17 protein-coding genes are annotated in these 17,842 nt (G+C 68.5%); 9 read left to right on the top strand and 8 right to left on the bottom strand.

The window, feature by feature from the left end; translation table 11 throughout:
• Window positions 1-140 precede the first annotated feature (140 nt).
• Window positions 141-1,010, top strand: coding sequence for a 1-aminocyclopropane-1-carboxylate deaminase/D-cysteine desulfhydrase (locus ACWCRB_RS27800; protein ID WP_450998640.1), 870 nt, complete (start codon window positions 141-143; stop codon window positions 1,008-1,010).
• 12 nt (window positions 1,011-1,022) lie between these two features.
• Here the strand turns inward: ACWCRB_RS27800 and ACWCRB_RS27795 are convergent, their stop codons facing one another.
• The gene (locus ACWCRB_RS27795; protein WP_450998639.1) at window positions 1,023-2,618 is read right to left on the bottom strand and encodes a Na+/H+ antiporter; all 1,596 of its coding nucleotides are present in this window, start codon (window positions 2,616-2,618) and stop codon (window positions 1,023-1,025) included.
• A gap of 90 nt (window positions 2,619-2,708) precedes the next feature.
• Here ACWCRB_RS27795 and ACWCRB_RS27790 point away from each other — a divergent pair, with 90 nt between their 5' ends.
• The 3 genes from ACWCRB_RS27790 (at window position 2,709) to ACWCRB_RS27780 (ending at window position 4,844) form a co-directional block, all read left to right on the top strand.
• Window positions 2,709-2,969: a UBP-type zinc finger domain-containing protein gene (locus ACWCRB_RS27790; protein WP_450998638.1), complete on the top strand. Its 261-nt coding sequence runs from the start codon at window positions 2,709-2,711 to the stop codon at window positions 2,967-2,969.
• Window positions 2,970-3,306: 337 nt separating this feature from the next.
• Window positions 3,307-3,720 (top strand): ATP-binding protein, encoded by a 414-nt coding sequence (locus tag ACWCRB_RS27785; protein WP_053744517.1) that lies wholly within the window; start codon window positions 3,307-3,309, stop codon window positions 3,718-3,720.
• Complete coding sequence (locus ACWCRB_RS27780) at window positions 3,717-4,844, top strand: RNA polymerase sigma factor SigF (RefSeq protein WP_450998637.1); 1,128 nt, start codon at window positions 3,717-3,719, stop codon at window positions 4,842-4,844. Before ACWCRB_RS27785 ends, ACWCRB_RS27780 begins: the two co-directional genes overlap by 4 nt.
• Before the next feature lie 27 nt (window positions 4,845-4,871).
• Here ACWCRB_RS27780 and ACWCRB_RS27775 read toward each other — a convergent pair whose 3' ends face one another.
• Complete coding sequence (locus ACWCRB_RS27775; RefSeq protein ID WP_450998636.1) at window positions 4,872-5,318, bottom strand: hypothetical protein; 447 nt, start codon at window positions 5,316-5,318, stop codon at window positions 4,872-4,874.
• A 184-nt stretch (window positions 5,319-5,502) separates the two neighbouring features.
• On the opposite strand from ACWCRB_RS27775, the gene ACWCRB_RS27770 reads away from it, so the two are divergent.
• A complete protein-coding gene (locus tag ACWCRB_RS27770; RefSeq protein WP_369035874.1) occupies window positions 5,503-6,471 on the top strand; it encodes a diacylglycerol/lipid kinase family protein in 969 nt (322 codons plus the stop codon).
• A 319-nt stretch (window positions 6,472-6,790) separates the two neighbouring features.
• A complete protein-coding gene (locus ACWCRB_RS27765) occupies window positions 6,791-7,048 on the top strand; it encodes a WhiB family transcriptional regulator (protein WP_006380970.1) in 258 nt (85 codons plus the stop codon).
• Window positions 7,049-7,224: 176 nt separating this feature from the next.
• Here ACWCRB_RS27765 and ACWCRB_RS27760 read toward each other — a convergent pair whose 3' ends face one another.
• On the bottom strand, window positions 7,225-8,691 hold the full coding sequence (locus tag ACWCRB_RS27760) for a sensor histidine kinase (RefSeq protein WP_450998644.1): 1,467 nt from the start codon (window positions 8,689-8,691) through the stop codon (window positions 7,225-7,227).
• Window positions 8,692-9,154: 463 nt separating this feature from the next.
• The gene (locus ACWCRB_RS27755) at window positions 9,155-9,838 is read right to left on the bottom strand and encodes a TetR/AcrR family transcriptional regulator (protein WP_450998635.1); all 684 of its coding nucleotides are present in this window, start codon (window positions 9,836-9,838) and stop codon (window positions 9,155-9,157) included.
• 98 nt (window positions 9,839-9,936) lie between these two features.
• Here ACWCRB_RS27755 and ACWCRB_RS27750 point away from each other — a divergent pair, with 98 nt between their 5' ends.
• Window positions 9,937-10,689, top strand: a complete 753-nt coding sequence (locus tag ACWCRB_RS27750; RefSeq protein WP_450998634.1) for an SDR family oxidoreductase — start codon at window positions 9,937-9,939, stop codon at window positions 10,687-10,689.
• A gap of 153 nt (window positions 10,690-10,842) precedes the next feature.
• Entirely contained in the window at window positions 10,843-11,628 is a 786-nt protein-coding gene (gene nagB / locus ACWCRB_RS27745) for a glucosamine-6-phosphate deaminase (protein ID WP_450998633.1), read from the top strand.
• Between the two features lie 156 nt (window positions 11,629-11,784).
• Here the strand turns inward: nagB and ACWCRB_RS27740 are convergent, their stop codons facing one another.
• From ACWCRB_RS27740 to ACWCRB_RS27725, 4 genes are all read right to left on the bottom strand, one after another.
• The gene (locus tag ACWCRB_RS27740; RefSeq protein ID WP_450998632.1) at window positions 11,785-13,266 is read right to left on the bottom strand and encodes a glycoside hydrolase family 3 protein; all 1,482 of its coding nucleotides are present in this window, start codon (window positions 13,264-13,266) and stop codon (window positions 11,785-11,787) included.
• A gap of 9 nt (window positions 13,267-13,275) precedes the next feature.
• On the bottom strand, window positions 13,276-14,145 hold the full coding sequence (locus ACWCRB_RS27735) for a carbohydrate ABC transporter permease (RefSeq protein ID WP_450998631.1): 870 nt from the start codon (window positions 14,143-14,145) through the stop codon (window positions 13,276-13,278).
• Complete coding sequence (locus tag ACWCRB_RS27730) at window positions 14,142-15,143, bottom strand: carbohydrate ABC transporter permease (protein ID WP_450998630.1); 1,002 nt, start codon at window positions 15,141-15,143, stop codon at window positions 14,142-14,144. The genes ACWCRB_RS27735 and ACWCRB_RS27730 overlap by 4 nt, the downstream gene beginning before the upstream one ends.
• A gap of 130 nt (window positions 15,144-15,273) precedes the next feature.
• Window positions 15,274-16,557 (bottom strand): extracellular solute-binding protein, encoded by a 1,284-nt coding sequence (locus ACWCRB_RS27725; protein WP_450998629.1) that lies wholly within the window; start codon window positions 16,555-16,557, stop codon window positions 15,274-15,276.
• A 400-nt stretch (window positions 16,558-16,957) separates the two neighbouring features.
• On the opposite strand from ACWCRB_RS27725, the gene ACWCRB_RS27720 reads away from it, so the two are divergent.
• Entirely contained in the window at window positions 16,958-17,722 is a 765-nt protein-coding gene (locus tag ACWCRB_RS27720; protein ID WP_235474940.1) for a GntR family transcriptional regulator, read from the top strand.
• Window positions 17,723-17,842 lie beyond the last annotated feature (120 nt).

The following is a 17,842-nucleotide window of genomic DNA, read 5'->3' as shown; positions in this document are numbered from 1 at the left end:
GTTTTCGGTAAGACCGAAAAACGAATCGACCTTACTCGGTACTGCTACTAGCCCGTCCGGCGTTTGAGGACAAAAGGGGGTCTGGGGGCGCAGCCCCCAGGGATGGGACGGGTAGGGGCGGCGGGGGCGAAAATGGCTCTGTGTCCCTTCCCGCCCCCCTTCAAGAACTCACCGACCCCCGCTTCGCCCGCCACCGCCTCCGTCTGCTCCTCAAGCGCGACGACCTCATCCACCCTGACCTCATCGGCAACAAGTGGCGCAAGCTGGTCCCCAACCTGGATGCCGCCGCCGGACGCCCGATCCTCACCTTCGGCGGCGCCTACTCCAACCACCTGCGCGCCACAGCCACCGCCGGCCGCCTCCTCGGCCTGCCGACCATCGGGATCGTCCGGGGTCAGGAACTCGCCGGCCGCCCTCTCAACCCCTCCCTCGCCCACTGCACGACGAACGGCATGCGCCTCCACTTCGTCGACAGATCGACGTACCGGCGCAAGACCGACCCCGCCGTCCTCGCCGCCATCCGCAAGGAGGCCGACGCCGACGACGCGTACGTCGTACCGGAAGGTGGCAGCAACGACCTCGCCGTACGCGGCTGCCGCGCCCTCGGCGACGAGCTGCGCGGCCACACCGACGTCGTCGCGGTCGCCTGCGGCACCGGCGGCACCCTCGCCGGCCTGGCCGCGGGCCTCGCCCCCGACCAGCGCGCCCTCGGCATCCCGGTCCTCAAGGGCGGCTTCCTGGACGCGGAGATACGGGCCCTCCAGGACCTCGCTTTCGGCGGCCCCCGCGGCTCCTGGACCCTCGACCACCGTTTCCACTTCGGCGGCTATGCCCGTACGCCCCCCGAACTGCACGCCTTCGCCGACGACTTCGAGGCCCGTCACGGCGTCCCCGTGGAACGTCTCTATGTCGCCAAGATGTTGTACGGACTTGTCGCCCTCGCGGAAGAAGGCGCGTTCGCGCGCGGGACCACCGTCGCGGCGGTGATCACCGGCCGCCCGTTCCCGTGACGGACGTCGCCCTCACTCCGCCTCCCGGAACGCCGCCGCCTCCTCCAGGTCCAGCCGTCGCAGCAGCGTCCGCAGCATCTCGTCGTCGATGTGGCGCGCGTCCCGCAGCCGCACGAACACCTCCCGTTCCGCGCTGATCATCTCCCTGGACAGCCGCCGGTACGTGTCGTCCACCGTCTCGCCGGTCACGGGGTTGACCGCGCCCAGCCGTTCCCAGACGGCGTTCTGGCGGCGTTCCAGGACTGTCCTGAGCCGGTCGGCCAGCGGGGGTGGCAGCGCGTTGCGGTCGTCCTCCAGCAGGCCCTCCAGGCGCTGCTGTGCCGCCCTGGACGCCTGGGCCTGGGCGTTCGCCTCCGCGAGCGTCTCCGCCTGCGCGTCGCGCCCGGGCAGCTTCAGCAGACGGATCAGCGGGGGCAGCGTCAGGCCCTGGACGACCAGCGTGCCGATGACCGTCGTGAAGGTCAGGAAGAGCACCAGGTTCCGTTCCGGGAACGCCTCGCCGCCCTCCATCGTGAGCGGGATCGAGAAGGCGATGGCCAGGGAGACGACTCCCCGCATGCCGGCCCAGGAGATGACGAACGCGCCCTTCCAGGTCGGGTTCGGTTCGCGGTCCCGGATCCGTGCCGACAGCAGTCGGGGCACGAACGTTCCGGGGTACACCCAGACGAACCTGGTGACGACGACCACGAGGAAGACGGCGATCGCGTACCAGGCGGCGTCGACACCCTCGTACGCCCCAAGTCCCTCCAGGACGACCGGCAGTTGCAGCCCGATCAGGGCAAAGACGGCTGATTCGAGAACGAAGGCAACCATCTTCCAGACCGCCTCCTCCTGGAGACGGGTCGCGAAATCGACCTCCCACGCGCGATGGCCCAGATAAAGCGCCACGACCACCACCGCGAGGACCCCGGAGGCATGCACCTCCTCGGCGACCGCGTACGCCGCGAACGGGATCAGCAGGGAGAGGGTGTTCTGGAGCAGCGCCTCCTTCAGGTGCGTGCGCAGCCAGTGGATCGGCATCATCAGGATGAGCCCAATCCCGATACCGCCGACCGCCGCGAGCAGGAACTCGCCGATCCCGCCCGCCCAGGTCGCACCCTCTCCGACGGCCGCCGCGAGGGCTACGCGGTACGCGGTGATCGCGGTGGCGTCGTTCACCAGGGACTCGCCCTGGAGGATGGTGGTGACCCGCGACGGCAGCCCGACCCGGCGCGCGATCGCCGTCGCGGCGACGGCGTCCGGCGGTGCCACGACCGCGCCGAGCACCAGCGCGGCCGTCAGCGGCAGCCCGGGCACGATCTGATAGGCGGCCCAGCCGACGACGAGCGTCGCGAAGAGCACGTACCCCACCGACAGCAGTGCCACGGGCCGCAGTTGCGCGCGCAGATCGAGGTACGAGCTGTCGACGGCCGCCGTGTACAGCAGCGGGGGCAGCATCAGCGGCAGGACGACATGCGGGTCGAGGGCGTAGTCGGGCACTCCGGGGACGTACGCGAACACCAGGCCGGCCGCGACCAGCAGCAGCGGGGGCGGGACAGGGGTGCGGCGGGCCGCGGCGGCGATGGCGGCGCTGCCCGCGACCAGCAGGAGCAGTGGCATCACGTGCATCGGTCTCGGCCCAATCTCGTTTCCCGCCCCATCCGGCACCCCATCTGGTTTCCGCGCGGCTTTCCGCGCACCCGTCGTAACCTGGCAATCATGAAACAGTGCACGCATGCCGACGCGCTGCCGCTCCCGGAACCCGAGCCCAAGAGCGAGACCTGTCCGGAGTGCCTGGCGGCCGGTACCCATCCGGTGCAGCTGCGCCTGTGCCTGGACTGCGGCCACGTCGGCTGCTGCGACTCCTCGCCGATGCGCCACGCGACAGAACACCACAAGGAGACCGGGCATCCGGTGATGCGCACCTTCGAACCCGGCGAGAGCTGGCGCTGGTGCTTCGTGGACCATGTCCTCGTATGACCGCGCGGAAGCCGCGTATCGTCGTCCACCCGACCTCGCACCCGTGTGAGCAGGGGCATTGGTGACCGGAGGCGTACTCGTGTGACCCTGGATCCGGACGGTTCGACCGTCTGACGTCTGGGTACGTCAACCCGGCGCTCGTTGTTCCCAATTGGGCCCGCAGAACCCCTAGCCACTGTGCGTATCCGTATGTTTACTATGAGTGACAGCAAGGGGCTGGGGTCCCGGGGACAGGAAAGTCGAGAGCGCGGTAGCGTCACCGCTGAACCACGTATCGCGTTACCCCGGGGGGCGACCCTCGGCCCCCGAAAGAGCTTGTACCACCTTGGAGGTGAGGGTGTCCCAGTTCGCAGGCGAGCCCGCGACCCAGGACTTCGTGGAAGTCCGGCTGCCGGCCGCGGGTGCCTACCTGTCGGTGCTGCGTACGGCCACGGCCGGTCTCGCGGCCCGTTTGGACTTCACCCTCGACGAGATCGAGGACCTGCGCATCGCAGTGGACGAGGCCTGCGCGATCCTGCTTCAGCAGGCCGTGCCCGGCTCCGTACTCAGCTGTGTGTTCCGGCTGATCGACGACTCCCTGGAGGTCACGGTCTCGGCACCGACCACGGACGGTCACGCCCCCGCGCGTGACACCTTCGCCTGGACCGTCCTGTCCGCCCTCGCGGGCCAGGTCGACTCCACCGTCGCCGAGGACAAGACCGTGTCGATCAGTCTCTACAAGAAGCGCGGCGCGGGACCCGGGCCGGCGTGAGGAACGGGGACGGGCCGGTGCGGGACGAAGAGCGCGGCACACGGGAGCTGCCCGCGGCGGGCAGCGGCGGCCCCGACGGGCCGCGGGACACGGCGGACGCCATTTCCGGCATCGCCGGTATCTCCGGCATCCCCGAACAGGCCCGGCCGCACCCGGAGGACGACCCCTCGGAGGCCGGCTTCATGGACGACGGGCAGCTGGATCGGGAAGGTGCCGTGCAGAGTGCGCCCCTGGAAGGGCCAAGTGAGGTCTCCCCTGTTCGAGCTGATGCGCGAATTCGGGGAAGGTCGACGGGCGGGACGATGAGCGAGCACGAACGAGACGACGCGCAGGGCGCACCACAGACGGCGCAGGCCACACAGCACTCCCCGACGGACCGCAGCGGAGCGCGTGCCCTGTTCATCGAGCTGCGCGCGCTGGAGGACGGCAGTGTCGCGTACGCGGAGCTGCGCAACCGGCTGGTCCGTATGCATCTCCCGCTCGTCGAGCACCTCGCGCGCCGCTTCCGCAACCGCGGCGAGCCGCTGGACGACCTCACCCAGGTCGCGACCATCGGCCTGATCAAGTCGGTCGACCGCTTCGACCCGGACCGCGGTGTCGAGTTCTCGACCTACGCGACCCCGACGGTCGTCGGCGAGATCAAGCGGCACTTCCGGGACAAGGGCTGGGCGGTCCGCGTCCCGCGCAGGCTCCAGGAGCTGCGCCTGTCGCTCACCACGGCGACGGCGGAGCTTTCGCAGCGGCACGGCCGCTCCCCCACGGTCCACGAGCTGGCCGAGAAGCTGGGCATCTCGGAGGAGGAGGTCCTGGAGGGCCTGGAGTCCGCCAACGCCTACTCCACGCTGTCCCTGGACGTCCCCGACACGGACGACGAGTCCCCGGCGGTCGCGGACACGCTGGGCGCGTACGACGAGGCCCTGGAGGGCGTCGAGTACCGCGAGTCGCTCAAGCCGCTCCTGGAGGATCTCCCGCCGCGCGAGAAGCGGATCCTGCTGCTGCGCTTCTTCGGCAACATGACGCAGTCGCAGATCGCGCAGGAGGTCGGCATCTCTCAGATGCACGTCTCCCGGCTGCTGGCCCGGACCCTGGCCCAGCTGCGCGAGAAGCTGCTGGTCGAGGAGTAACCACTGATCGAGGAGTACCCCTCAGGGCTACTCCGACGCGCTGCCGGGCCCCCGGACCCCGAGGGCCCGGGTCGTCTCCTGGTTCACCAGCAGCACCAGCGCGGTGACCGCCACGACACCCAGCACGATCCCGCCCGGAATGGCCATGCTGTCCGCCTGGAGCAGGTTGTAGGCCACGGGCAGCGCCATGATCTGCGTGATGACGGCCGGCCCCCGGCTCCAGCTGCGCCGCCCCAGCAGCCCGCGCGCGGCGAGCAGCGGCAGCAGCGCGAGCACGATCAGCGTGACGCCCCCGGTGACGGCCTGCTGCCGGTCGTCCGCATCACCCGTGATCCCCAGCACGAGGATGAGGGCCCCTCCGACGACCAGGGCGAGCCCCTCAAGGGCGGCCAGCACGGCTGCGAGGGTCAGCCGCAAGGGTCGCGGCCCCGTAGATTCGGGGGTTTCCGGGGCAGGGTTCCGCTCAGCGCTCACCCAAGAAGGGTAGCCCTGGCCACCAGGACGCTCGGCCCGCGCCCCGTAGGGGCGCGGGGAACTGCGCGACCAGCCACAACGCACCCGCAGCTTCCATACGGCGCCCCGGCTCACGCCCCCCTACTTCTTACTGATCCCTAACCTGCCCTGGGCCGAGTACCACCGGGTAGGTACCCTGCTTCGCATGCGTGCACTTCTCGTGGTCAATCCGGCGGCTACCACCACAAGCGCACGTACGCGCGATGTGCTGACCCATGCTCTCGCGAGCGAGATGAAACTCGAGGCGGTCACCACCGAGTACCGGGGCCACGCGCGTGACCTCGGTCGGCAGGCGGCGGACAGCAAGGACATCGATCTGGTCGTCGCCCTCGGCGGCGACGGCACGGTCAACGAGGTCGTGAACGGGCTCCTGCACAACGGCCCCGACCCGGACCGGCTCCCCGGCCTCGCCGTGGTCCCCGGCGGCTCCACGAACGTCTTCGCCCGCGCTCTCGGCCTGCCCAACGACGCCGTGGAGGCCACCGGCGTCCTGCTGGACGCCCTGCGCGAGGAGCGGGAGCGCACGGTGGGCCTCGGAATGGCGAAGGGGACGCCGGGTACCGAGGACGAGTCCGTGCCGGAGCGCTGGTTCACGTTCTGCGCCGGTCTGGGATTCGACGCCGGTGTGATCGGGCGGGTGGAACAGCAGCGCGAACGCGGCAGGAAATCCACACACTCCCTTTACCTGCGTCAGGCCGCGCGCCAATTCCTGGGAGAGGCCAATCGCCGGCACGGCACGATCACACTGGAACAACCGGGCGAGGACCCCGTTACCGATCTTGTGCTGTCCATAGTCTGCAACACGTCCCCTTGGACGTTTCTGGGCAATCGCCCGGTGTACGCGTCGCCTAAGGCCTCGTTCGATACCGGGCTCGACGTACTCGGTCTCAGCCGTATGTCGACGGCCGCGGTTGCCCGGTATGGCATGCAGTTGCTCACTTCGTCCCCCGAACGGGGACCCCATGGCAGGCATGCCACGTCCCTGCACGACCTGACCGACTTCACCTTGCATTCGAAGGCGCCTCTACCCCTCCAGATGGACGGCGACCACCTTGGACTGCGAACGAGCGTGACGTTCACAGGCGTACGCCGTGCACTGCGTGTGATTGTGTGAGCGGAACGGGCTAAAGTCCTTCCACTCGAACGTTTAGGCCAGGGTCCACCCCATGGAAGTACGGCTGTGACCGAGCCGACACCGAGGAATCAAAAAAAACTTTCCGGTAGGGGTTGTATCCGTCGCTGAGGTTTGCGAGTCTCTACGTGGCGCTCGGGACGGCCCGCAACACCGGCCACCACAGAGAGCCAGAACCCCTCCTCACTTCACAGGACCACATCAGTCCGTCTGATGATCGGCCCTTCACTTGTTGAGGGATTCGTGAAAGCGTTCACATTCACAAGCAACGTGCATGTAATACCAAGGAGAGGTAGCAGCCATGGACTGGCGTCACAACGCCGTTTGCCGCGAGGAAGACCCCGAGCTCTTCTTCCCCATCGGCAACACCGGTCCTGCGCTGCTGCAGATCGAGGAAGCCAAGGCCGTCTGCCGCCGCTGCCCCGTCATGGAGCAGTGCCTGCAGTGGGCGCTTGAGTCCGGCCAGGACTCCGGCGTCTGGGGTGGTCTCAGCGAGGACGAGCGCCGCGCCATGAAGCGCCGCGCCGCCCGCAACCGGGCCCGCCAGGCAACCGCCTGACAACCCACCCCGTAACAGCCTGAGCTTGGCGGCGCGTACAGCGAGTACGCATCTCCCGCCCCCGAGCCGCAGCGCGCAGTGCCCCCGATGCGCATAGCAACGAGCATATGAGCCCCGGACCATCCCATGGTCCGGGGCTCATTGCTGTGCCTTGCTGTGAATCGCCGTCCGTACGCCTACTTGTTGGCGCGCACCGGGACGTCGAGGATCACCTGCGTACCCCGCTCGGGCGCCGGCACCATGTCGAACGTGCCGCCCAACTCCCCCTCCACCAGCGTCCGTACGATCTGCAGGCCGAGGTTGCCCGAGCGGTGCGGGTCGAAGCCCTCGGGGAGGCCGACGCCGTCGTCCTGGACGGTGACGAGGAGGCGGGCCTCCTTGCTCGTGCCGCCGCGGACCGCCGAGACCTCGACCGTTCCGGTCTCGCCCGGCCCGAAGCCGTGTTCGAGGGCGTTCTGCAGGATCTCGGTCAGCACCATGGAGAGCGGGGTGGCGACCTCCGCGTCCAGGATGCCGAAGCGTCCGCTGCGCCGGGCGGTGACCGTCCCCGGCGAGATCTCGGCGACCATCGCGAGGACGCGGTCGGCGATCTCGTCGAACTCCACGCGTTCGTCCAGGTTCTGGGAGAGCGTCTCGTGCACGATCGCGATGGACCCGACCCGCCGTACGGCCTCCTCCAGGGCCTCGCGCCCCCGTTCCGAGTCGATGCGCCGGGCCTGGAGGCGCAGCAGGGCGGCCACCGTCTGGAGGTTGTTCTTGACCCGGTGGTGGATCTCCCGGATCGTCGCGTCCTTGGTGATCAACTCGCGCTCTCGGCGGCGCAGTTCGGTGACGTCCCGGAGCAGGACGAGCGAACCGATGCGGGTGCCCTTGGGCTTGAGGGGGATCGCCCGGAACTGGATGACCCCGTCGCCGGACTCGATCTCGAACTCGCGCGGCGCCCACCCGCTGGCGACCTTGGCGAGCGCCTCGTCCACCGGCCCCCGGGTCGGGGCGAGTTCCGCGGTGGTCATGCCCAGGTGATGGCCGACGAGGTCGGAGGCGAGGCCGAGGCGGTGGTACGCGGACAGCGCGTTCGGCGAGGCGTACTGGACGACTCCGTCGGCGTCGAGGCGGATCAGTCCGTCGCCGACGCGCGGCGAGGCGTCCATGTCGACGACCTGGTTCGAGAAGGGGAACGATCCGGCGGCGATCATCTGGGCCAGGTCGGAGGCGCTCTGGAGGTACGTCAACTCCAGGCGGCTCGGGGTCCTGACGGTGAGGAGGTTGGTGTTGCGGGCGATGACCCCGAGGACGCGCCCTTCCCGGCGGACGGGGATCGACTCGACCCGGACAGGGACCTCTTCACGCCATTCCGGGTCGCCCTCGCGCACGATCCGGCCCTCGTCCAGGGCGGCGTCGAGCAGGGGGCGGCGGCCGCGGGGGACGAGGTGACCGACCATGTCGTCCTGGTACGAGGTCGGGCCGGTGTTGGGCCGCATCTGGGCGACCGAGACATAGCGGGTGCCGTCACGCGTGGGGACCCACAGGACGAGGTCGGCGAAGGAGAGGTCGGAGAGCAGTTGCCACTCCGACACCAGCAGGTGCAGCCACTCCAGGTCGGAGTCGCTGAGCGCGGTGTGCTGGCGTACGAGTTCGTTCATGGAGGGCACGTGTGCGAGCGTACCCGGCGGTTCGGACATGGCCTGAAACCGTGGCTGGCGGGAAGGTGCGAAAGAGGCCCGGAAACACCCGCGGGCCGCGGCGCCTGAGAGGGACCCTCAACCCTCCCGGCACCGCAGCCCGGAGCAGCAACGGCCGTGGGGTGTGCGGTCCCAGTCGGCCGATGGATGAGGAGCCGGCGCAGTCAGGGCAGAGAGCCCCGGTTCCTCGATCCGCCTTCCTGTGCGGGGAAGACGGAGGCTCTGGTCGTACATACAGCTGGTTGTACCTACAGCTGATCGATCGTACGTTTTCCCTACGCATTGTGGACTAGACCACAAGCCGTGTCCATGCGTTGAAGAGTGTTTGTTGCTGTGTCTTCGCGAGCACTTCGGATGCCTGAAGGCCGCCCGTTGGAACTAGTCGGACGTCCCAGGATCCACCATGCAGCCTAGCCCTGTTGGTTCATGTGCGGGGCCAGATCTCCATGGCAATTTCCGCGACCGCCTCCAGCTCTTCCCGGCTCGCGCCGTCGCGGGCCTGTTGCGACATTCCCTGGAGAACGGCCCCGGCGTACCGGGCGAGCGCGGCGGCATCGGTCCCGGCGGGCAGCTCCCCCGCCGCGACGTCTTCTTCCATACGGTTCTCGAAGGCGGCGATGTTCGCGTTGCGCCGGTCACGCAGGGACGCCTCGACCTCGGGGGTCGTGCAGTTGGTGGCCGCGTGGATGACGAGGCAGCCGTGCGGGTGACCGGGGTCCGTGTACTCGGCGGCGGCCTCCCTGAGCATCCGCCCGATGGCGGCCCGGGCGGTGGGTTCCTCGGTGAGGGCGCGGTCGCCGAAGGCTCCGTGTTTCACGCCGTACGCCTGCACGACCTCGGCGAAGAGGGACTGCTTGTCGCCGAAGGCCGCGTACAGGCTCGGGGCGCCGATGCCCATGACGCGGGTGAGGTCGGAGACGGAGGTCGCCTCGTACCCGTGCTCCCAGAAGGCCAGGACCGCCTGCTCCAGCGCGGTTTCACGGTCGAAGGAGCGGGGGCGGCCGCGCGGCTTGGACACAGGTGCGGATGTGGACGCGGCCCTGGACGCCGCCGCCGATGCCGCTGCGGATGCGGACTTTGCCCTGGTCCGGGGCTCCTCGTTCACCATGGGGTGGATTCTATAGCGGGCACTAGCTAAATGTCCGAGCCGTGTTGTACGGTTTTTTCTGTAGCGGCCACTAGGTAAATGCGAGGGGGACGTCGGTCATGGGTGTGCTCACGGGCAGGACGGCGCTGGTCACGGGTGCGAGCAGGGGTATCGGGCGGGGAATCGCCGAGCGGTTGGGGCGGGACGGGGCGCGGGTCGCCGTGCACTACGGACGAGATGAGGCCGCCGCGAAGGAGACGGTCGCCTCGATCGAGGCGGCGGGCGGTTCGGCGTTCACGATCGGGGTGGAGCTGGGGCGGCCGGGAGACGCCGAGGCGGTGTGGGAGGCGTTCGACCAGCGGGCGGAGGGCGTGGACATCCTGGTCAACAACGCCGGGATCGGGACGTCGGCGCCGATCGAGGAGATCGACGAGGAGGAGTACGACAGGGTCTTCGCGGTGAATGTGAAGGCGCCGTACTTCATCGCCAAGCACGGCCTCGACCGGCTGCGGGACGGCGGGCGGGTCATCAACATCTCCTCGGGCCTGGCCCGCTCCGCCGGGATGCCGAATCTCATGGCGTACTCCATGACCAAGGGCGCGCTGGACGTCCTCAGCCGGGACCTGTCCAAGCTGCTGGGCGGCCGGGGGATCACGGTGAACTCGGTCGCCCCGGGAATCATCGACACGGACAACACGGCCGAGCTGCTGCATTCGACCGAGGACGGGTGGGCGGAGGCGGCGGCGATATCGGCGCTGGGGCGGGTGGGGGCGCCGGCGGATGTGGCGGACGTGGTCGCGTTTCTCGCGTCGGACGGCGGTCGGTGGGTGACCGGGAGCTGGGTGGATGTGACGGGAGGTTCACTGACGTAGGACCTGGGCCGGGGAACCCCGTTCTGTTAGATTGGTCTAAACCACATGGTTCCCCAATGTCCCCCTCCAGGTCTCGGTCGAGTCCTCTACTGAGACTGCTACTGAGACCTCTACTGAAGACTTACGTCGTCACTCCAGATCGGCAGGCCCAGCGTGGAAGTTGTCATCGTTCCGGACGCCAAGGCGGGTGGCGAGCTGATCGCCGGGGCCATGGCACAGCTGCTCCGGCACAAGCCGACCGCCCTGCTCGGCGTGGCCACCGGCTCGACCCCGCTGCCCATCTACGAGGCACTCGCGGCACAGGTGAGTTCCGGTGCCGTGGACGTGTCCCGGGCGCGAATAGCCCAGCTCGACGAGTATGTGGGGCTGCCGGCCGAGCATCCGGAGTCGTACCGCTCGGTGCTGCGGCGCGAGGTGCTGGAGCCGCTCGGGATCGGGATGGACGCGTTCATGGGGCCCGACGGGACCGCCGAGGACGTGCGGGGGGCTTGCGAGGCGTACGACAAGGCGCTGGCCGAGGCCGGCGGGGTCGATCTTCAGTTGCTGGGGATCGGGACCGACGGACACATCGGGTTCAACGAGCCGTGTTCGTCGCTGGCGTCTCGGACCCGGATCAAGACGTTGACCGAGCAGACCCGGATCGACAACGCACGGTTCTTCGACGGGGACATCGGGCAGGTGCCGCACCATGTGATCACGCAGGGGATCGGGACGATTCTGGAGGCTCGGCACTTGGTGCTGCTCGCGACCGGCGAGGGTAAGGCTGATGCCGTCGCGGCGACTGTGGAAGGGCCTGTTGCTGCGGTGTGTCCTGCGTCGGCGCTGCAGTTGCATCCGCATGCGACTGTGGTGGTCGATGAGGGGGCGGCTTCCAAGTTGAAGCTTGCGGATTATTTTCGGCACACCTTTGTCAACAAGCCTGAGTGGCAAGGGATCTAAGCGTCTGCCGGGTTCGGTTTTCGGGTGGCTGCGGGTCCGCTGTGGCTTGTCGCGCCCACGCGGCGGAGTCGCAAATGTCACAGCCCCGCGCCCCTGAAGGACAAAAAGCGCGCCGGTCCCCTTTCATGGGAACCGGCGCCTTCATAGCCGTATGGCCTACTCCCCCGCGATGAACTCCGCCGCCGCCACGCCGCAGACTCTGGCCGCGCCGTGGGTCGCCAGGTGTAGGGCGCCTCGGCGGGAGGCCTGGGGGACGCCCATCTCCACGACGATCGTGTCGGGGCGGGCGGACAGGAGGGTGTCCAGGGCGGCGGACATCCAGGGGTGGCGGTGTTCGTCGCGGACCACGGCGACGATGCGGCTCGGGCCCGCTTCCGTCAGGGCCGCGTGACCCGCGTTCTCGCCGGTGAAGGTGCCGGTGCGAGTGCCTGGGAGGAGGCGTACCAGCTCCGCTGCCACGCCCCATGGGGTCTCGTCGCCGACGGCGAAGTTCGCCACGGGGGTGAAGGCCGCCACGTACGGGGGTTCCCGGAGGGGTTCATAGGGCTCGAGGTGCGTTGCCTTCAGGGCGCGGCGGGCCGCTGTGAGGCCTACGTCCGTGGGTGCCGTGTCGGAGGGGTGTGGTGCCGAGGCGGTCCAGCGGGAGAGGGTACGGACGCGTTCGGCCGCGTCCGCCAGGCGTTCTTCCGGGAGTTCACCGGTACGGACGGCGTTGACCAGGGCGTCGCGCAGGCTGCGTACCGTCTCGTCGTCAGAGAGGCCGCCGCCCACGCAGATGGCGTCGGCGCCGGCGGCGATGGCGAGGACGCTGCCGCGTTCGATGCCGTAGGTGCCCGCGATGGCCTGCATCTCCATGCCGTCGGTGACGATCAGGCCGGTGTAACCGAGTTCGCCGCGGAGGAGGTCGGTGAGGACGGGGTGGGAGAGCGTGGCCGGGCGGTCGGGGTCGAGGGAGGGGATCAGGATGTGGGCGCTCATGATCGCCCTGGTGCCGGCCTCGATCGCGGCGCGGAAGGGGGCGAGTTCGCGGTCGAGTACGACCGAGCGGCTCGCGTCGATGCGTGGGAGGGCGTGGTGGGAGTCGACCGAGGTGTCGCCGTGGCCCGGGAAGTGCTTGGTGCAGGCGGCGACGCCCGCCGTCTGGAGACCCGTGACATAGGCGGCGGTGTGCCGGGCGACCAGTTCCGGGTCTGCGCCGAAGGAGCGGACGCCGATGACGGGGTTGGCGGGGTTGGAGTTGACGTCGGCGGAAGGGGCCCAATTGAGGTTGACCCCGCAGACGCGGAGGCGGTGGCCGAGTTCGTGCGCCACCTCGCGCGTCAGCTGGACGTCGTCGATCGCGCCCAGGGCGTGGTTGCCCGGGAAGGAGGAGCCGGTGCGGACCTCCAGGCGGGTGACGTCGCCGCCCTCCTCGTCGATCGCGACCAGGACGTCGTCGCGTTCGGCGCGCAACTGGGCGGTGAGGGCGGCCAGTTGGGCGGGGGATGCGATATTGCGGCCGAACAGGCCCACGGAGGCGAGGCCTTCGCCGAGGCGGCGGAGCAGCCAGTCGGGGGCGGTGGTGCCGGGGAATCCGGGCTGGAGGACGGTGAGCGCGTCGCGGGTCAGGGTGTCGGGGCGGCGGGCGAGTGTCGTCATCGGGTGGGGTTATCCCTTCACGGCGCCCGCGGTCAGGCCCGCGGCCATCTTGCGCTGGACGAGGAGGAAGAGGACGACGATCGGCACGGCCATCATCGTGGAGCCGGCCATCATCGGGGCGTACTCGGTGCCGTGCTTGGTGGTGAAGTTGCCGAGCCAGACGGTGGCGGTCTGGTTCTTCTGGCTCATCAGCATCAGGGCGTAGAGGTACTCGTTCCAGGCCTGGATGAAGCCGTAGACCGAGGTGGCGACCAGGCCGGGGGCCAGGAGGGGGAAGACCACGCGGATGAAGGCGGTGGTGCGGGAGCAGCCGTCGACCATCGCCGCCTCCTCCAGCTCCTTCGGGATGTTGACGATGAAGCCGCGCAGGGTCCACACCGTGAACGGAAGGATGAAGGTGAGATAGGTGATGATCAGGCCGGTCAGCCGGTCGTACTGGCCGAGGTCGTTGAGAAGCAGGAACACGGGGATGATCATCGCGACCAGGGGGACCATCTGCACGGCCAAAATGCCGACGATGACGATCTTCCGGCCGCGGAAGGCGAAGCGCGAGATGGCGAGGGCCGCCAGCATGCCGACGATGATGCCGATCACGACGACCGTGAGGGACACGATGAGGCTGCGGCCGACCGGGCCCCAGAAGTCGGCGATGTTCAGCGCGCGGCGGAAGTTGTCGAGGGTGAACCCCGTCGGCAGCAGGCTCGGGTCGGGGTCGATCGCGTCCTTCGCCGGCTTGAACGCCGTGTTCAGCATCCAGTAGACCGGGAAGCCGGCCGTCAGGAAGACGAACAGGCCCAGCAGGTTCCAGCCGGCCTTCGACTTGCGGGGCCCCGGGGTCTTTTCGGCCTTCCGGGGCACGGAGGGGGCTGTCGCGCTCATTCGACCTCTCCGATCTTCAGCATCTGGCGCATGTAGACGGCGACGACACCGAGCAGCAGCACCACGGTGAGCAGGGCGATCGCCGAGCCCTGGGCGTAGTCGTTGACGGCGAAGGCCCGGTCGTAGGAGTAGGTGGTCAGGAGCTGGAACTCGGCCTCGGGGTGGCCGTTGCGCATGACGAACACCTGGGGGAACACGCCCATGTCCCAGATCACGGACAGGGTCGTGAGCATCACGATGATCGGCTTGAGGATGGGGAGGGTGACATAACGGAAGACGCCCCAGGCGCCCGCGCCGTCGAGCCGGGCCGCCTCCTCCAGTTCCTTCGGGACCTGGGTCAGTCCCGCGCCGAGCGTGATGACGACGAACGGCACCGCGCCCCAGACCACGAGGAGCATGATCACGGCCAGGCCCTGCGGTCCGCTCGCGAACCAGTTGTGGCCGATCATCTCGACGCCGGGCAGCTTGCTCAGCAGCGCGTTGATGATCCCGTAGTCGGAGTCGAACAGCCACTTGAAGACGGTGGTCGCCACGATGATGGGCATGCCCCAACTGGCCACCAGGACAATGTTGATGAGCGTCTTCATCCAGCCGCTCACCCGCTGGAGCAGCAGGGCGATCAGCATGCCGATGACCATCGTGAAGACGACACAGCCGACGGCGAAGACGATCGTGCGGACGACGACGTCCCAGAACTCGCTGTCGCCGAGCACGTTGGTGAAGTTGTCGAAGCCCACCGACTCGGCCGGCTGGAAGCCCCACAGCTGGGACTGCCCGAACTTCTGGAAGGACAGGGTGACCAGACGGACGAGGGGATAGCCGAGGACCAGCACGAGGATCAGCAGACAGGGGGCCAGCAGGGCCCACGGAATCGCGGCGGCGCCCTTGGCCGTCCGCTTTCTCCGTGGGATGTCCGGGCCGCCGGTCGGCGGTGATGGCGGCGCGTGCCGTGTCGACGGCGGCAGTTTGGCAGGGGTGGTCGTATCAGCGGCACTCATCCGCGCACTCCTCAGCGGTCCCTCAGGTCGTACGGTCATGACGGTCGTCCAGGTCCCGCCTGTGGCCGGCGGGTCCTGCGCGTGGCGAGCGAGCGGGGCCCTCCCCGTGACAGGGCCCCGCGCCGGTCCGCTACTTGACGTTGATGACCTTGTCGATCGCCGCGTCCGCTTCCTTCGCGGCTTCCTCGACCGTCTTCTTTCCGGTGCCGATGCTCTGCAGCATCGTCTGGAGGATCTGGGCCTTCTCGACCTGGCCCCAGCCCGGTGCCATCGGCACGAACCAGTTGGACTCGGCCGCCGTGGCCGGGACCGCCGTCGCCGGGTCGCTCTTCAGGGTGGCGAGGTCGGTCTTGTTGTTGGGCAGGTTGCCCTTGGCCATCAGGCCCTTCTGGCCGCCGGCGCCGGTGTAGGCGTCGATCCACTCGGCGGCGACCGTCTGCGCGTCCGACTTCACCGGGATGGCGAGGTCCGAACCGCCCAGGAACACCGGCATGTTCTTGCCGGACGGGCCGGGCATGACGAAGTTCTCCAGGTTGCCCTTGAGCTTGCCGGTCTTGTCGTTCTCCGGCGCCTCGGCGGTCGCGCCCTCCCAGGCGGCGGCGAAGATCATGCTGGTCTTGCCCTGGCCGTAGACGATGTAGCGGTCGGACTCGTCCTTGGTCTTGTCACCGTGCATGTACTTGTCGATGACGTTCTTGAACTCCGTGAGGCCCTTGACGGACTCCGGCGAGGAGAGGGTCGCCTTCCACTGACCGCCCGACTCCTCGGCGATCGAGCCGCCGGCGTCGTAGACGAAGGACATGGCGGCGTACCAGTCGCGGGTGGGCTGGTACCAGGCGTTGTACTTGTCGCCCTCCTTCTTCTGGATCTTGTCCAGGGCGGAGGTGAGTTCGGCGTACGTCTTCGGTGTCGACTTGACGCCGACCGAAGCGGCCACGTCCTTGCGCCAGTTGGCGACGCGGCCACCGGCGTAGTAGGGGACGCCGTACGTCTTGCCCTCGTAGGTGACGGAGGCCTTGAGGCCGTCGAGCCAGGCGGCCGAGTTCTCGAACTTCGCCGGGTCGACGGGGGCGAAGGCACCCTTGACCATGTAGCTGAGCATCTCGGTGTTGCCCATCTCGACCACGTCGGGCGCCTTGTCGGTGGCGAGAACGGCGTCGAGCTTGGCGTTCTTGTCGGGCCAGCCGTAGTACTCGTGGTTGATCTTGATGCCGGGGTGCTTCTTCACCAGCGCGGCGTCGGCGGCCTTCACCAGCTCGGGCCAGTTGTTCTGCGCGTCCACGGTCAGCCAGACGGTCAGTTCCTTGGCGTCGGCTCCGGTGTTGTCCGAGCTTCCGCTGTCACTGTCCCCGCATGCCGCGATGGAGACCATCATGCCCGCGATACCGATCGCGGCTATCAGCTTGCGCTTCACGCCACCCTCCTCAGGGACCTGGACCAATGGTGTAGACCAGTAGGCGGAGCTTGGCTCAGACCAAACTGCGTGTCAAGAGTCCGTGAACATCTCTGACCAGCCGTTATGCGACCTACATATGCAGGGACCTTTAAGTAAGAAGGTGGCGGAAATACCCTGCACACGTGTCCGGTTCGAGGTAGACCACTCCGAGGGAGCAGTGGGGTGCGAGGTGAGTGCGGGTTTCCGTACGGTGGACTAGACCAGCGAGGGGCGTGAAGGTATACAGAGGGGATCACGGAGCGCGCGCGGGTCCGACGAGACCATTCACAGGTCAATCGCGGCGTGAGCCGTGCCACGATGTGGGCGTGGACCGGCGGGACGCCGGCCGTAGCGGCACCAGGAGCCGGGAAGGCGGAGCATGAGCACCGACGTGAGCAGTGCGGAGAACGAGGGTGGGGCTACCGTCCGTACCGCGCGCGTGCCCAAGTACTACCGTCTGAAGAAGCATCTGCTCGATATGACGGAGACCCAGGCACCAGGCACGCCGGTCCCGCCCGAGCGCACGCTGGCGGCGGAGTTCGACACCTCCCGCACGACCGTCCGCCAGGCCCTTCAGGAGCTGGTCGTCGAGGGCCGGCTCGAACGCATCCAGGGCAAGGGCACGTTCGTCGCCAAGCCGAAGGTCTCGCAGGCGCTGCAACTCACCTCGTACACCGAGGACATGCGCGCGCAGGGCCTCGAACCCACCTCGCAGCTTCTCGACATCGGGTACATCACCGCCGACGACACGCTCGCCGAGCTGCTCGACATCACGGCGGGCGGGCGGGTGCTGCGCATCGAGCGGCTGCGGATGGCCAACGGTGAGCCGATGGCCATCGAGACCACCCACCTCTCCGCCAAGCGGTTTCCGGCGTTGCGCCGGTCGCTTGTGAAGTACACGTCCCTGTACACGGCTCTTGCCGAGGTGTACGACGTGCACCTGGCGGAGGCGGAGGAGACGATCGAGACCTCGCTGGCCACTCCGCGTGAGGCGGGGTTGCTCGGTACGGATGTGGGGTTGCCGATGCTGATGCTGTCGCGGCATTCGCTGGACAAGGACGGGCAGCCGGTGGAGTGGGTGCGGTCTGTTTATCGGGGGGATCGGTACAAGTTCGTTGCTCGGCTTAAGCGGCCTATTGAATAGGGGCTTCAGGTGCATTGGCGGGTGCGGGTGCGTTGTGGTTGCTCGCGCAGTTCCCCGCGCCCCTAAAAGCCTCCAGCACACGTACGCGGTGTAGCGCTGTTCCCCATCCCGCACTACCGT

Source organism: Streptomyces sp. NPDC002156 (genome assembly GCF_053593675.1).
Note: the sequence above shows the minus strand (reverse complement) of the source record. Positions and strands in the feature narration are given on the sequence as shown.

Coding starts and splice junctions, on each gene's coding strand:
- ACWCRB_RS27795 (WP_450998639.1), bottom strand. CDS start 2,618: ATGCACGTGATGCCACTGCTCCTGCTGGTCGCGGGCAGCGCCGCCATC.
- ACWCRB_RS27790 (WP_450998638.1), top strand. CDS start 2,709: ATGAAACAGTGCACGCATGCCGACGCGCTGCCGCTCCCGGAACCCGAG.
- ACWCRB_RS27770 (WP_369035874.1), top strand. CDS start 5,503: ATGCGTGCACTTCTCGTGGTCAATCCGGCGGCTACCACCACAAGCGCA.
- ACWCRB_RS27765 (WP_006380970.1), top strand. CDS start 6,791: ATGGACTGGCGTCACAACGCCGTTTGCCGCGAGGAAGACCCCGAGCTC.
- ACWCRB_RS27760 (WP_450998644.1), bottom strand. CDS start 8,691: ATGAACGAACTCGTACGCCAGCACACCGCGCTCAGCGACTCCGACCTG.
- ACWCRB_RS27755 (WP_450998635.1), bottom strand. CDS start 9,838: ATGGTGAACGAGGAGCCCCGGACCAGGGCAAAGTCCGCATCCGCAGCG.
- ACWCRB_RS27750 (WP_450998634.1), top strand. CDS start 9,937: ATGGGTGTGCTCACGGGCAGGACGGCGCTGGTCACGGGTGCGAGCAGG.
- ACWCRB_RS27740 (WP_450998632.1), bottom strand. CDS start 13,266: ATGACGACACTCGCCCGCCGCCCCGACACCCTGACCCGCGACGCGCTC.
- ACWCRB_RS27735 (WP_450998631.1), bottom strand. CDS start 14,145: ATGAGCGCGACAGCCCCCTCCGTGCCCCGGAAGGCCGAAAAGACCCCG.
- ACWCRB_RS27730 (WP_450998630.1), bottom strand. CDS start 15,143: ATGAGTGCCGCTGATACGACCACCCCTGCCAAACTGCCGCCGTCGACA.
- ACWCRB_RS27720 (WP_235474940.1), top strand. CDS start 16,958: ATGAGCACCGACGTGAGCAGTGCGGAGAACGAGGGTGGGGCTACCGTC.